The sequence below is a fragment of the Cobetia sp. PDI-23MA genome (assembly GCF_059507735.1).
In genome coordinates, this window is sequence record NZ_CM183352.1 from 2,027,322 (window position 1) to 2,041,347 (window position 14,026).

Here is a 14,026-nt window from a genome sequence, read left to right on the forward strand (position 1 = left end):
TTCAGGTAGAAGTGCTGGGCGTTGTGCTTACACGCTTGCAGGCCTGATAAAGCCATCGCGACGCGCGAGCCACTGCATGACTCAGGTGATAGCTCATGGCTTGCTCAGAGCGTAGCGCAGGACAAGTCAGGCAAGACGAGGGCTTACTCTGAATCCGCTTTCCCCTTGAATGCCTCAAGCTCTCGCAGCCATGTCTGGGCGGCCTCGCGATCAAGATCGAATTCCGCGATCAGGCTTTCGAGTCGCGCCACGAACTCCTCATCACGCTTCTGGGCGCGCGCCTCGTCAGCGTCGTGGTTCGACTCGGCGGCGGGGGCAGGCTGAGAAGAGCGATCCAACGCATTCAGCTCTTCTGCCAACGCCTTTTCGAGCTCATCAAAGAGAGCACGCTGCTTGCGAGCACTGGCAATGATCTTTTCATCATGTCGGTTCATGCACGATTTCCACTTTTGATCTTGTCGACAACAAGAAGACAACGCTATGAGTTCACTGCAGGACGATGAGCGACAATTTGACTTGCAGCTTATGCACGACACCTTCAACACTCGACCGGCGCGCCTCAAATCAAGATGTTAGCGAGCCTCTTCTGGACAGCCATCGATAAATGACAGATATCTTCTTGAAAGCCATACAGAAAACTAGCTTCATCATGCCCCTTTCAACGTCTGCTCGCAAGACATCGCGCGACAGGAAAAACGTGCAATTGCCCTGAACTGGGGCTTCGCGGAGTGTTGAGTGCCCTCTCTTGGCATTGGGGCGGTAACATCGTAGCGTTGGCTGGATGACATAGAGGACTGAAACGATATCCTCTGGGTCTTGCGCTAGCCGCTATGCTCGAAACAGTGCCATCATCACCCTCCCCGGCGCCACCGCATCACTCATGGATGACGTGACTCGATGATCAAGGATAGTGATCTCTCTCGACATGGGCCAGATACCGGCCCGCCCGATCTTCGCTCCCCGGTCAGACAGCGTCCGTTGGGCAAGCCCTTGCGCCTATGGCTGGGGTTGACCGCACTCTCCTGTCTCTCACTTGGTGCCCTGCTGGTATTTCAGGAATCGCAGAGTCGCGAGCAGGATATTCTGCAGGCCCAGGCGACACAGATGCTGGTCGCCAAGGAGCGGCGTCAACAGGCCAGATTAATGGTGGAGCAGACGCTCGGCATGATCGCCTCGCGGCATCGCGATTACGAGCATCGTCTGCAACGTCTTCTCATCACCACCATGCGCTCCCCGTCACTGGGCATCAGCCATCTGAGTGGACGCGATCGCTCCTTCGTCAGTACCGAACTGTTGCGCCAGTTCCCGGACCTGCGCATCAACCCGGACTGGATCGACATCATGCAGCTCCCCACCACGCTCCACCCTGACTGGTGGAATCAGGAGCTGAATCAGCGCCTCAATGCGGGCATGCGCAAGCCACAATTCCTGCGCGGCACGGATGCCGGGCTGGTGTTTGCCGTGCCGCTGGGGCAGGAGGAAGGTAACCCCGGCGCCGTGCGCCTTGATCGACGACAACAGCCCGCCCCCTGGGCGCTGGTGCATATCGACCCGAAGATGGTGGCCTTTCTGGTCGCCAATGAGCTGAGACAGTCTCTGCACGCCAGTATCGAGCGCGAGGAAAGCCGCTATGTCTGGATCAACGAGATCCTGGACCCGACCGGAGGTGAGGGCTATGCACGCCGGTTGATCCATCCTCTGCTGCCGGCCACCGAAGGCAAGTTGCTGTCGACCGAGTACCAGGACAGCAGTGGCCGCTTCCCGTATCGCACCGAGCTCGAGGGTGTCTTGAACGGCAGTGGCATCTACTTCGATTACCGCTTCCCCAAGCGCCCGGGCGCCGAGCAGGTCGACAAGACCGCCTACGCCGCCCTGTATCCCCCCTTCCAGTGGATCATCGCCAGCGGCGTCTATCTCGATGACATCAGTGAAGCCGCCCTCCAGGCGCACGAAGACTTGATGAACAAGAAGCACGCGCTGGAGCGTTGGCATTTCCTGATCACCCTGCTGGTGACCTTGATGCTCTGTCTGGCCTTTGGCTACGCCTTCCTGTGCCAGTATCGCGAGCGACAGCTGCAGATGCGCCAGCGCATGAATCAGCTGGAGCATGAGCTTGAGCAGCGCGGCGAAGACAGGCTCGGGGCGGTGATGCGCATGATCCGTGAGGAACGCTGTCCCGAGCGCTCGGGAGAAGACTTTCTGGCCGCCAATCTTGTCAGCGCCATCGCGACACGACTCGGGATGGACCGCCAGGAAATCGCCACGCTGGAGCGCGTTGCCATGCTGCACGATATCGGCAAGCTGGCGCTGCCTGACTCCCTGCTGCGACCGCGCGATGAACTCCATTTCGATCAGTATCACTTGCTGCGTCGCCATGTCGAGGTCGGTGCACGCATGATGGAAGATGCCCTGATGGCACCCGCGGAAGCTGACCTGTTGCGTGCCAGTCAGCAGTTCATGCTGGGGGCCTGCAGCAGGTTGACATCGTATGCAAACGGCAACGCTGCCGCGACCTCGCAAACCTCTGCAACACCTCCTGCCATGTCTCCGTCTGCTCCTCCTCGTGCAGATATCCCACAGGCAGAGCAGACCTCGGCCGATACAGCAGCGACGTCGCTCGCTGCCAGCACTCTGGCACTGGTCGTGCAGGTCATCGAGCTGGTGCGACACACCGGTGTCAGTGAGGCCCAGGCACTGAGCGAGATCGAACACCGTCTAGGCCTTATGCCACCAGAGTTGCTGCAAGCGGCGCGTGAAGTACTGACGGAGCAACCGATAGCGCCGGCACCCACCCTGCATCGACTCTGCCCGCAGCAGGTAGAGCGTGACCCGAACCGGTGGCGCGACAGCCACAGTGGCTGCTTCACCCGCGCACTGCTGGATGCCGCTCTCGAAGCGCTGGCCCGGGAGTGTCAGGACGCCATGGGGCAGCACATCACGCTGTGCCATCTTCACCTGGGCGGCATGAAAGGATCGCGCCGCAGCGCTGACGACAGACACCTTGCGCCACTCGATGCCCAGCTTGGCCCACACCTGAATGCCTGCTTCTATCCGTTGCGTGTCTTCCGCGTCAGTGAGGGCAACTTCATCGTGATGGGGCACCAATGTCGAGATATCTCGCCTGCGCAGAAAGTGACTCGCCGCCCTGAAGGCAATGAGCCACTGTTCGAGGCGCCAGCCAATGGCACTGCCTCGCCACCCACCGCCAATTCCCTGACATCGCTGCTGTCATCGCTGGAGGACACCGCGACGCTCGAGATCACGCTGCTCGATCTCTCCTGTGCCCAGACACTCAAGGAATGGCAATTGACCCTCAATGGCCATATGGCTCGCTACCCGCCATCGGCGTGATCTGATCATGGCGCCAAGCTTTCCTGGTGACCCGCTTCCCGATGACCCGCTTTGCATGTGAGCCGTCTTACCAACCGTGACAGGGGCCAGACATCGTGTCTGGCCCCGTTCGTTGTAGATGCACCCTTTTCACTCCCCCTTGTTACCCGCCTCCTCGTTGGCTGCGCCATTGTTAGCTGTGACGGGCGAACTTTTCGCGCGACCAAAGTTGAAGAGCTTGTGGCTTGTTGAAATGTCCGACATTTATTAATGTGTGTTCAGACATTTATCCTGATGCTCGGAACCTCATGCGTCAGCGCCGCGCTCGAAGGCGATGCGATGCAGTGACTCTCCTGACCATCCTCTCACGACAGGCATCTCAATGACCGACTCTCTGGCGGCAGCCTCACTCGCCACTGACAGCGCCTCGGCGAACGACGCGACCCCGCGCAGCATGGAGGCCATTGCCACCTGCATGGCGCGGGAAATTCTCGCGGGCAGCTTCGGCCCCGGTGACAGCTTTCCGCGTGAACTGGACCTCTGCCAGCGCTTCGACGCCAGCCGCAACCGTGTTCGCAACGCCCTGGCTCAGCTGGTGAGCGCCGGGCTGCTGGAACGTACCGCCGGGCGTGGCACCATCGTGCGCGAGATGAGCGAATGGCAGCTGCTGGATCCGCTGATGAGCCATTGGGTCAGCGGTCTCGACGGTATCAACCCGGACCTGATGCGCGAGATCTACGCCTTCCGCCTGTCCGTCGAGCCCTATGTCAGTGCGCTGGCCGCAATGAAGGCCAACGCCCAGGACCTCGCGCGCCTGGAGCGCGCCTTCGAAGGCATGGTCAATACCGCCAATGACAGCTCGCGTGAGGCGCACGCCGAGCACGATGTCGCCTTCCACGAAGCCATCTACCACGCCACGCACAATCTGGTGTGGACACAACTTGGCAGCCTGCTGCGCCCTGCCATCAGCCAACTGATCCACAGTACCCAGCAGTCCGCGCAGCAGCATGATCACAGCCATCATCGCGCCAGCCTCGATCGTCACCGCGCGGTGATGGAGGCCATTCGCCTGCGCCAGCCCGAGATGGCACGCACCTGTGCCGAGCGCGTGCTGGAGACCGCAGCGCGCGATCTCGGCTTCTCACCTGACCACCCACAGCTGGGACACCGCCGCTTCTGATGCTGATCGGGCGTCAGCTGATGACGACCGATTCCACCACCCGCTTCGCCTGGCGCTGAGCCTCGTTCAAACGCCCATTCTCAACAAGGATGCATCCGTGAAAATCACCCGACTCAAGACCTGGCAAGTTCCGCCGCGCTGGCTTTTTCTCAAGATCGAGACCGATGAAGGCTGCTATGGCTGGGGCGAACCGGTCATCGAGGGCCGCGCCGCGACGGTCGAGGCCGCCGTGCACGAGCTGTCCGATTATCTGGTCGGTCAGGACCCGCGCAATATCGAGCACCTGTGGAACGTGATGTACCGCGCGGGCTTCTACCGTGGTGGCCCGATCCTGATGTCTGCCATCGCCGGCATCGATCAGGCGCTGTGGGACCTGAAGGGCCGTGATCTGGGAGTGCCCGTGCATCAGCTGCTCGGCGGCCCGGTGCGCGACAAGATGCGCATGTATGCCTGGACCGGCGGTGACCGCCCGTCAGATGTCGGCGCAGGCGCCAAGGCGCTGGTCGATCAGGGCTTCACCGCCTTCAAGATGAATGGCACGCCGGAGATGCAGATCGTCGATTCGCACAAGAAGATCGATGACGCCGTGGCACGTGTCGCCGAGGCCCGTGATGCGGTCGGTGCGGATGTCGGCATCGGCATCGACTTCCATGGTCGCGTGCATCGCCCGATGGCCAAGGCGTTGCTGCGTGAGCTGGAGCAGTTCCACCCGATGTTCATCGAGGAACCGGTCGCGCCTGAGCACCTGCCGTCGCTCAAGCACATCGCCGAAGGCATCGCGACGTCCATCGCCACCGGCGAGCGCCTGCACACCCGCTTCCAGTTCCGCGATCTGCTGGCGGACGGCATGGTCGACATCATCCAGCCGGATCTTTCCCACTGTGGCGGCATCAGCGAAGGCCTGAAGATCGCCACCCTGGCCTCGGCTTACGATGTGGCGCTGGCCCCGCACTGCCCGCTCGGCCCGCTGACGCTGGCGGCCTCGCTGCAACTGGACGCGGTGTGTCACAACGCCTTCATCCAGGAACAGAGCATGGGAATCCACTACAACAAGGACAACGACGTACTGGATTACCTGGTCGACAAGGATGCGCTGGCAATCAAGGACGGCTTCTGCGCCATTCCGCAGGGCCCGGGGCTGGGCGTCGAGATCGACGAAGCCTTCGTCGAGGAGCGTGCCAAGGTCGGCCATCGCTGGCGCAACCCGCTGTGGACCCACGAAGACGGCTCCGTCGCCGAGTGGTAATGCCGAGCAAGCCGCAACGCACCCGCTGACAACCTAGACGCCATGCCAGGACAGGCCTTCCGCCGAAGGCCTGTCACGCTCAAGGAAGGATTCGACATGACTCGTACCACATCATCCACGTCTGAAGGCTCCGCCTTCGCCGACTTTCGCTACCCGGACCTCGAAGGCGCCAGCGTCTTCATCACCGGAGGTGGCTCCGGCATCGGCGCCGCGCTGACCGAAGGCTTCCTCGCCCAGGGCGCCAAGGTCGCCTTCGTCGGCCTGTCCGATGCCAGCGAATTCTGTGACGCCATGGAAGCTCGCTACGCCAATCGTCCGCTGTTCATCCCCTGCAACATCCAGGACATCGAGGCACTGCAGGCCGCCGTCGCTCAGGCGCGTGAGGCCCACGGCTTGATCAATGTACTGGTCAACAACGCCGCGCGTGACACCCGTCATACGCTGGATGAGTGGACGGTGGAACAGTGGGATGAATCCATCGCCACCAACCTGCGCCCGCAATTCTTCACTGCCCAGGCCGTCGCCCCCGACATGCGCGCGTTGGGTGGCGGCGCCATCATCAATCTGTCCTCCAACAGCTACATGCTGGGACTGGGCGGCTACCCGACCTACGTGACCGCCAAGGCCGGCATCATGGGCATGACCAAGGCACTGGCACGTGAGCTGGGCCCGGACGCCATTCGCGTCAACTGCCTGATTCCGGGCTGGGTGATGACGGAGCGTCAGCGTGAGCTGTGGGTCAACGACAAGGACCTGAACGAGTGCATTGATCAGCAGTGCCTGAAAGAGGCCATTCCGGTCGAGGACATGATCAATCCGTGCCTGTTCCTGGCCTCCAGCGCCTCGCGCATGATGACCGGCCAGCCGATGGTGGTAGACGGAGGCCGAGTGTGAGCGGCGTCAGCGTCACGCCGGCCTGGATCGCCGTCGATTGGGGCTCCAGCAATCTGCGCGCCTGGGCCGTCACTGACGAAGATGAGGTCATCGCTCAGGCCAGCAGTGCCCGCGGCATGCTGGGACTGGCGGCGGATGAGTTCGAGGATGTGCTGCGCGTGCTGATCAATGACTGGCTGCCGGATGATGCGACGGCACCCGTACCGGTACTGATCTGTGGCATGGCCGGCGCGCGTCAGGGCTGGCAGGAGGCGGCTTACCTGCCGCTGCCCGCAGACAAGACGCCTTCCCGTGATGTGCTTGCTGCCCTCGGTGAGCGACTGACCCATGTCACGACGCGCGACAGCCGCCTTGCCGTCGCCATCGTGCCGGGCCTCTGTCAGCAGCAGCCGACCTACGATGTCATGCGTGGCGAGGAGACCCAGCTGGCGGGCCTTGTCGCCGCCCAGCCCGGCTACAGCGGTGCGGTGTGCCTGCCCGGCACCCACGCCAAGTGGGCGCATCTCGTCAATGGCGACATTACCGGCTTCAGCACCTTCATGAGCGGCGAACTCTACAAGCTGCTCAGTCAGGATTCGGTGCTCAAGCACTCCGTCGCTGCTGGAGATCTCACCGACGCCACCCAGCGCGATGCCTATCTGGAGGGCATCGATACAGCGCTTGCTGCCCCGGAGCGCACCACCGCGCAACTGTTCGGCATTCGTGCCCGCGATCTGCTCGATACATCTCTGCCTCAGAGTGACGCTCGCAAGGCGATGCTCGGTGCACGCCTGTCAGGCCTGGTGCTGGGACTTGAGCTGGCGGGCGCTACTGCGGAGCTTTCAGATCACACCACCATCACCCTGATCGGCGACGCCGTGCTATGCCAGCGCTATCAGGTCGCGCTGGAGCATCTGGGCTATCAGGTCACCACCGCGGCCAACGCCGACATGATTCTGGCAGGGCTCGGACGCATCCGGCGTGGACGATCATCCACGCAGTCATCATCAGACCGTGGCTTGTCATCAAAACATGCCTCTGTGAGCCATTGATTGAGCATTTCTGGCATTGCCAGACAGCATTTCTCTCTTCACACAGCCCTTGTTCACACAGCTCCTCTTCAAATAGACCCATTTCTGGAGATTGCCATGAGCCTGCCTCTGGTCGCCATACTGCGCGGTGTGACACCGCAAGACGTCATCGCCATCGCCGACGAGATCATCGCCGCCGGCATCACCCGCATCGAAGTCCCGCTCAACTCCCCACAACCGCTGGAGAGCATCGCCGCGCTGGTCGAGCACTGCGAGCGCGCGCATGACGGCAAGATCCTGATCGGTGCCGGCACCGTGCTGATCCCACAGCAGGTACGCGATGTGCACTCCGCCGGCGGCCGTCTGATCGTCTCGCCCAATGCCGATGTCGACGTCATCCGCGAAAGCCGCCGCCTGGAGATGGTCTCGCTGCCCGGCATCGTCACGCCGACGGAAGCCTTCGCGGCTCTCACTGCCGGCGCCTCGGGCCTCAAGCTGTTCCCGGCGACTCAGGTCGGCATCGTCAACATGAAGGCCATGCTGGCCGTGTTGCCCAAGGACATCGAGCTTTATGCCGTCGGCGGCATCGGCAGTGACAACTTCGCCGAATGGCGTGCGGCGGGTGTCCACGGCGCCGGCCTCGGCACGGCCATCTACACGCCCGGCCTGAGCGCGGCCGAAGTGGGTGAACGTGCCCGCACGCTGGTCGCGGCATGGCTGGCGGCAGACTGATAGCGACAAGTCACGCCGCCGCAAGAGTGACGAGACAACGAACAGAGCACGGATATCGCAAAGGAGCAGCAGATGATGTCATCCCCATGCCTTGGCACTGCCAGTCGCCTCGTCGCCAGTGGCTGCGAGCTGGGCGAAGGGCCGGGCTGGACGCCCGCGACAAGCACCCTACCTGCCCGGGTGCGCTGGCTGAACATCCTCGCCGGCGAGCTGCATCACGCGGCCGCGGACGGCAGTGATCACGTCATCACTCAGCTGGCGCGCCGCACCTCCTACGCAGCCGTTACCCAAGACGGCGATTACCTGCTGGTCGGCCAGGGAATGCTCTCGCGCTACACCCCCGAGACCGGCGCCGTGGAGGATTTCATGCCCTTCGAGGCGGACGCGGCGCCGGCCACGCGCAGCAATGATGCGCGGGTCGATCGCCACGGCAGTCTGTGGCTGTCGAGCATGGGCTGCAACGCCGAGTCCGGCGCTGGCAGCCTCTATCGACTGCATCGCGGAGAGCTGACCCGCGTACTCGAGGGGCTGACTATTCCCAATGCGCTGTGCTTCTCGCCGGATGGCCGCTTTGCTTATTTCACCGACACCGTTACCGGTCAGGTGATGCGCTGGCAGCTGGACGCCGATGGCTGGCCACTCAAGTCAGCAGGTGAATACAACGCCCCCGAAGTCTGGGCCGATCTGCGGGATGCCGGTGGTGGCCCGGATGGCGCCGTGATCGATGCCGAAGGCCATATGTGGATCGCGCTCTGGGGGGCCGGCCGCGTGGCAAGGCTGAACCACGACGGCAAGGAAATCGCCCATGTAGCGCTGCCGGTCAGTCAGCCTTCGTGCCCACTTTTCGGTGGCGAAGGGCTGAACACGCTGTATGTCACCACGGCGCATGAAGGCATGGCCACGCCGGTTCATGCGGCGGGCGATGGTGATCTCTTCACGCTGAACCTGTCAGCACACGGCTTCAAGGGACTAGCAGAGCTACCACTGGTGCTGGGCTGACACCGCCACTCCCTCTCTGATCTTTCTTTATTTCTGGACCCCTCATGATGACCGCAGACGCCCCATCCTCCCGACCTCCGGCTGCGCCTGACGCGACCTGGTCAAGCGATCAGCAGTGGTTGAGCCTGAGTGCCGATGGCATCCAGCTACAGCTGGATCTCGCCGATGGCCTGCTCAAGCTGGCCCATTTCGGGCGCATCGCGCCCATCAATCCGGACCAGCACCGCCTGATGAGCGCTGCCGCCACGCCCCAGGCCAGCCTGGATCAGCTGCCGCCCAATACCCTGTTCAATGATGCCGGGCTCGGCTTTGCCGGCTATCCCGCGCTGATCGGTGACCGCGAAGGCCGCGACTGGCTGACGGCGATGCGCCTGAGCGATGTGGCCTGCTCGACGGATGCCTCCGGCGCTCACGCCCGCCTGACGCTTCGCGACAGCCTGAGTGAGCTGGAAGTATTGCTGGCGCTGACCGTTACCCGCGAGGGCGTATTGCGCCAGCAGACGACCCTGACCAATCAGTCATCCGCGCCCTATCGGCTCGAGTGGCTGGCGGCCGCCTGCCTGCCGCTGCCAGTCCGCTTCGAGGAGTGCCTGAGCTTCGGCGGCCGCTGGGTGCAGGAATTCACCGAGACGCGTCATCGTCTCAGCGAAGGCACCTTCACGCTCGAGAACCGTCGCGGCCGCAGCTCGCATCAACGCGTGCCGACGCTGATCACCGGCACGCCAGGTTTCAGCGAGCAGCGTGGCGAAGTCATCACCGCGCATCTGGCGTGGAGTGGCAATCATCGCGCATTGATCGAGCGTCAATTTGATGGCAGCACTCAATTGCAGATGGGTGCCCTGCTACTGCCTGGCGAGCAGATGCTGGCCGCCGGCCACAGCGTGGCCACCCCGGAAGTGGTGATGGCCTGGTCGGATAGAGGTATCAATGGCGCTAGCCAGCGCATGCATCGCACCCTGCGCGCGCGGCTTGACTGGCCGGTGGCCGACAAGCCGCGTCCGGTACACGTCAACACCTGGGAAGCACTCTATTTCGATCACGATGCGGCGCGTCTCGAGGAGTTGGTCGTTGCTGCCGGTGAGGTGGGTGCCGAGCGTTTCGTGCTCGATGATGGCTGGTTCGTCGGCCGAAGTGGCGAGCGCGCCGCCCTTGGCGACTGGTATCTGGATTCCGACAAGTACCCGCAGGGGCTGGGGCCGCTGATCGAGTCCGTGCAGGCGCACGGTATGGAATTCGGCTTGTGGGTCGAGCCCGAGATGGTCAACCCGGACAGTGAACTCTTCCGCACCCATCCGGATTGGATTCTCGGGCTGGAGGGGCGCGAGCAGCCGCTGGGACGTTATCAATGCGTGCTGGATCTGACTCGCCGCGAGGTCTGTGACTACCTGTTTGCGCGCCTCGATGCGCTGCTCAGCGACTACCCGATCAAGTATCTGAAATGGGACATGAATCGCGACCTGACCCACGCGGGCGGCCAGTCGGAGGAAGGACGCGGAAAGCCTGCCGCCCATGCCCAGGTCAGCGCGCTCTACTCGCTGCTGGCCCGCCTGCGAAAGGCGCATCCCGGCGTCGAGATCGAGAGCTGCGCCTCGGGCGGCGCGCGCACCGATCACGGCATTCTGCGGCACACCCATCGCGTCTGGACGTCTGACTGCAACGATCCCCACGAGCGCACGCATATCCAGCGCGGGGCCAGTCGCGTGCTGCCGCCGGAGCTTCTGGGTGCGCATATCGGCCCGCAACACGCCCATACCACCTCGCGACGCACGTCGCTCGCCTTCCGTGCCTCCACGGCGCTGTTCGGTCATCTGGGACTGGAGCTGGATGTCAGCCAGCTCGGCCAGGCAGAGCGCCGTGAGCTGGGCGGCTGGATAGCGCGCTACAAGGCGCTGCGTGGCCTGCTGCACAACGGTGTCAGCTGGCGTCTGGATTGCCTGGATGACGATCAGCATGCCCATGGCGTGGTCAGTCAGGATGGGCAGCAGGCCCTGTTCAGCATCAGCCAGCTGGCCATGCCACGCCACGCCGTGCCCGCCGCCCAGCCGCTGGCCGGCCTGCAAGCCGACACGGCCTACCGGCTCGAGCTGCTGGAACTGCCGGAGCACCCGGAGCGACGCATGAAACAGCTGCCCGCCTGGATCAGCCGACAACAGGCCGGCGAGCCGGTCGTCGTCTCCGGTGAGTACCTGATGCGAGAAGGCCTCGCCCTGCCGGTGCTGGACCCCGACCAGGCAATCCTGATTCACCTCCATGCGGTAGCGCCATGACGCGTGCCACGCAGGATGTCATTGCATGCGACGCGCTCGCTCCCCACTTTCAGCATCAAGGATGAACCCCATGCAGCTCGGTGTCTGTTATTACCCGGAACACTGGCCACGTGATCGCTGGCCGCAGGATGCTCGCGACATGATGGAAGCCGGCGTTCGTGTCGTGCGTATCGGAGAATTCGCCTGGAGTCGCCTGGAGCCCAGCGCGGGTGACCTGCGCTTCGAGTGGCTGGATGAGGCCGTCGAGGTTCTGGCGGCGGCTGGTCTCAAGATCGTGATGGGCACGCCCACGGCGACACCGCCCAAGTGGCTGGTGGATGCTCATCCGGAAATTCTGGCCGTCGATGAGAATGGCGACACACGCGGCTATGGCTCGCGTCGTCACTACTGCTTCTCTTCGCCGACGTTCCGCACCTTGAGCGAGCGCATCGTGCGCCTGATGGGCGAGCGCTACGCCCACCATCCCGCGGTCATCGCCTGGCAGACCGACAACGAGTACGGCTGCCATGACACCATCCTCAGTTACTCCGCAGCGGCCCGCGCCCGCTTCCCCCAATGGCTCGAGGCGCGCTATGGCACGGTCGAGGCCCTCAATGAGGCCTGGGGCACGGTGTTCTGGAGCATGGAAGTCAGCGAGTTCTCCCAGGTCGAGGCGCCCGTCGGCACCGTGACCGAGCCGCATCCGGCCATCGTGCTCGATTATCGACGCTTCTGCTCCGACATGGTGGTCGAATACAACCGCCTGCAGGTCGACACCCTGCGTGCCGCGGGTGTCAGCGGCGATATCGTGCACAACTTCATGGGCCTGTTCACCGAATTCGATCACTTCGATGTCGCCCGGGACCTGGATATCGCCAGCTGGGACAGCTACCCGCTGGGCTTTCTGGAGCGCGGCGCCCACGACGACGCCACCAAGGCCCATTATCGCCAGCAAGGTCATCCGGACTTTGCCGGCTTCCATCACGACCTCTACCGCGCCATGTGCAAGGGCCGCTGGTGGGTGATGGAGCAGCAGCCGGGCCCGGTCAACTGGGCGATCAGCAACGCCGCGCCCTTGCCCGGCATGGTGCGACTGTGGAGCCACGAAGCCTTCGCGCATGGCGCCGAAGTCGTTTCCTACTTCCGCTGGCGTCAGGCGCCCTTCGCCCAGGAGCAGATGCACGCTGGCCTGCTGCGCCCGGATGGCTCGCCCGCCTCGGCCTGGCCGGAGCTCTTGCAGGTGCGCGATGAACTGGCGACACTCGCGGAACATGACTCGGCGTCTGCCCAGCAGGCGCCCGCCGCCCTGATGTTCGATTACGCCTCCATCTGGGCCTGTCAGATCCAGCCTCACGCCGAGAACTTCAACCCGCTCGAACTGTACCTGAGCTGGTACAGCGCGCTGCGGCGGCTCGGGCTTGATGTCGATATTGTCTCACCGCGCGATGCGCTTTCTGGCTATTCACTGATTGTGCTGCCCTGTCAGGTAATTGCCGATGAGGCACTGGCGGCGCGTCTTAGCACGGCGCGCGATTCAGGCAGTCGCGTGGTGATCGGCGCACGCTCCGGCTCGCGCACGCCGGAGTTTCAGATACCCGCGCAGTTGGCACCCGGCGCACTCAGCGAGCTGGCTGGCGTCACGGTCGATCGAGTCGACGGCCTGCGGCCAGGTGCCAAGCCGGCCGTCATGTTGAGCAACGGTGCACACGGCCATGCCCTGCGCTGGCGCGACCTGCTCGACCATCAGCGCACCAGTGCCCAGGTGGTAACGCGCTTCGAGGATGGCGAACCCGCCATCCTGCATCAGCGCGGTGTCAGCTATCTGACCGCCTGGTTGAGTGAAGACACTCTGGTGGCGATTCTGCAGGCGGAGTGTCAGGCCTGCGGCATCACCACTCATGCCCTGCCCGACGGCGTGCGCCTGAGGCGGCGCGGGCCGCTGAACTTCGCCTTCAACTATGCCCCCGAGCCGCGCTGGCTGCCGGAAGGCCTCGTCAATGACAGCGGGCTGCTGGCCGGTAGCCGGGTGCTGGCACCCGCTGACGTCTGTATCTGGTTCAGTGACGAAAAGCGCCCCTGAGTGCGGCGGCTCCTGCCCACTCATTCAACGCGAAAATCGACTTTGCTTGAAAGCAGGACATCTCTCGGATTTCGCGACCGGCAGACTGTTCGATCACTTGTCGCGGCGCCTTCGGGCGCCGCTTTTTTGGATAGCTATTCTGGGTCTGCAGGCTTCATGAGTGACTACAACACGTGCTGACCCCCCCCCCTGCTTACCGGATGACTGAGGCTGTCTTATCGTCAAAATAAAGCAGAATGAAGATAACGGTATATATTTTGATGTAAAACGACCTCTCTTTTCACTGCGCAAGGCCAGATGGAGTTTGCC

The 14,026-nt window shown here is 63.3% G+C and carries 10 protein-coding genes; 9 read left to right on the forward strand and 1 reads right to left on the reverse strand.

Annotated elements, in window-relative coordinates; genetic code table 11:
* Positions 1-143: 143 nt before the first annotated feature.
* Entirely contained in the window at positions 144-434 is a 291-nt protein-coding gene (locus tag AC5WNJ_RS08610; RefSeq protein ID WP_175088793.1) for a hypothetical protein, read from the reverse strand.
* 463 nt (positions 435-897) lie between these two features.
* On the opposite strand from AC5WNJ_RS08610, the gene AC5WNJ_RS08615 reads away from it, so the two are divergent.
* The 9 genes from AC5WNJ_RS08615 to AC5WNJ_RS08655 all read left to right on the forward strand — a co-directional run bounded on the left by AC5WNJ_RS08615 (position 898) and on the right by AC5WNJ_RS08655 (position 13,717).
* On the forward strand, positions 898-3,351 hold the full coding sequence (locus AC5WNJ_RS08615) for a cache domain-containing protein (RefSeq protein ID WP_175088794.1): 2,454 nt from the start codon (positions 898-900) through the stop codon (positions 3,349-3,351).
* A gap of 361 nt (positions 3,352-3,712) precedes the next feature.
* Entirely contained in the window at positions 3,713-4,510 is a 798-nt protein-coding gene (locus tag AC5WNJ_RS08620) for a FadR/GntR family transcriptional regulator (protein WP_225346689.1), read from the forward strand.
* A gap of 97 nt (positions 4,511-4,607) precedes the next feature.
* Positions 4,608-5,756 (forward strand): galactonate dehydratase, encoded by a 1,149-nt coding sequence (dgoD, locus tag AC5WNJ_RS08625; protein ID WP_175088795.1) that lies wholly within the window; start codon positions 4,608-4,610, stop codon positions 5,754-5,756.
* Positions 5,757-5,852: 96 nt separating this feature from the next.
* The gene (locus tag AC5WNJ_RS08630) at positions 5,853-6,650 is read left to right on the forward strand and encodes an SDR family NAD(P)-dependent oxidoreductase (RefSeq protein ID WP_175088796.1); all 798 of its coding nucleotides are present in this window, start codon (positions 5,853-5,855) and stop codon (positions 6,648-6,650) included.
* Positions 6,647-7,681, forward strand: coding sequence for a 2-dehydro-3-deoxygalactonokinase (locus AC5WNJ_RS08635; protein ID WP_175088797.1), 1,035 nt, complete (start codon positions 6,647-6,649; stop codon positions 7,679-7,681). Before AC5WNJ_RS08630 ends, AC5WNJ_RS08635 begins: the two co-directional genes overlap by 4 nt.
* A 96-nt stretch (positions 7,682-7,777) precedes the next feature.
* Positions 7,778-8,392, forward strand: a complete 615-nt coding sequence (locus tag AC5WNJ_RS08640) for a 2-dehydro-3-deoxy-6-phosphogalactonate aldolase (protein WP_175088798.1) — start codon at positions 7,778-7,780, stop codon at positions 8,390-8,392.
* A 72-nt stretch (positions 8,393-8,464) separates the two neighbouring features.
* Entirely contained in the window at positions 8,465-9,391 is a 927-nt protein-coding gene (locus AC5WNJ_RS08645) for an SMP-30/gluconolactonase/LRE family protein (RefSeq protein WP_225346691.1), read from the forward strand.
* Between the two features lie 44 nt (positions 9,392-9,435).
* Positions 9,436-11,658 (forward strand): alpha-galactosidase, encoded by a 2,223-nt coding sequence (locus tag AC5WNJ_RS08650; RefSeq protein WP_175088799.1) that lies wholly within the window; start codon positions 9,436-9,438, stop codon positions 11,656-11,658.
* Positions 11,659-11,728: 70 nt separating this feature from the next.
* Positions 11,729-13,717, forward strand: a complete 1,989-nt coding sequence (locus AC5WNJ_RS08655; protein WP_175088800.1) for a beta-galactosidase — start codon at positions 11,729-11,731, stop codon at positions 13,715-13,717.
* The last annotated feature ends 309 nt before the right edge of the window (positions 13,718-14,026 follow it).

Excerpts from the sequence above, each read along its gene's own strand:
- AC5WNJ_RS08610 (WP_175088793.1), bottom strand. The coding sequence starts at position 434 with ATGAACCGACATGATGAAAAGATCATTGCCAGTGCTCGCAAGCAGCGT.
- AC5WNJ_RS08615 (WP_175088794.1), top strand. The coding sequence starts at position 898 with ATGATCAAGGATAGTGATCTCTCTCGACATGGGCCAGATACCGGCCCG.
- AC5WNJ_RS08620 (WP_225346689.1), top strand. The coding sequence starts at position 3,713 with ATGACCGACTCTCTGGCGGCAGCCTCACTCGCCACTGACAGCGCCTCG.
- AC5WNJ_RS08630 (WP_175088796.1), top strand. The coding sequence starts at position 5,853 with ATGACTCGTACCACATCATCCACGTCTGAAGGCTCCGCCTTCGCCGAC.
- AC5WNJ_RS08640 (WP_175088798.1), top strand. The coding sequence starts at position 7,778 with ATGAGCCTGCCTCTGGTCGCCATACTGCGCGGTGTGACACCGCAAGAC.
- AC5WNJ_RS08645 (WP_225346691.1), top strand. The coding sequence starts at position 8,465 with ATGATGTCATCCCCATGCCTTGGCACTGCCAGTCGCCTCGTCGCCAGT.
- AC5WNJ_RS08650 (WP_175088799.1), top strand. The coding sequence starts at position 9,436 with ATGATGACCGCAGACGCCCCATCCTCCCGACCTCCGGCTGCGCCTGAC.
- AC5WNJ_RS08655 (WP_175088800.1), top strand. The coding sequence starts at position 11,729 with ATGCAGCTCGGTGTCTGTTATTACCCGGAACACTGGCCACGTGATCGC.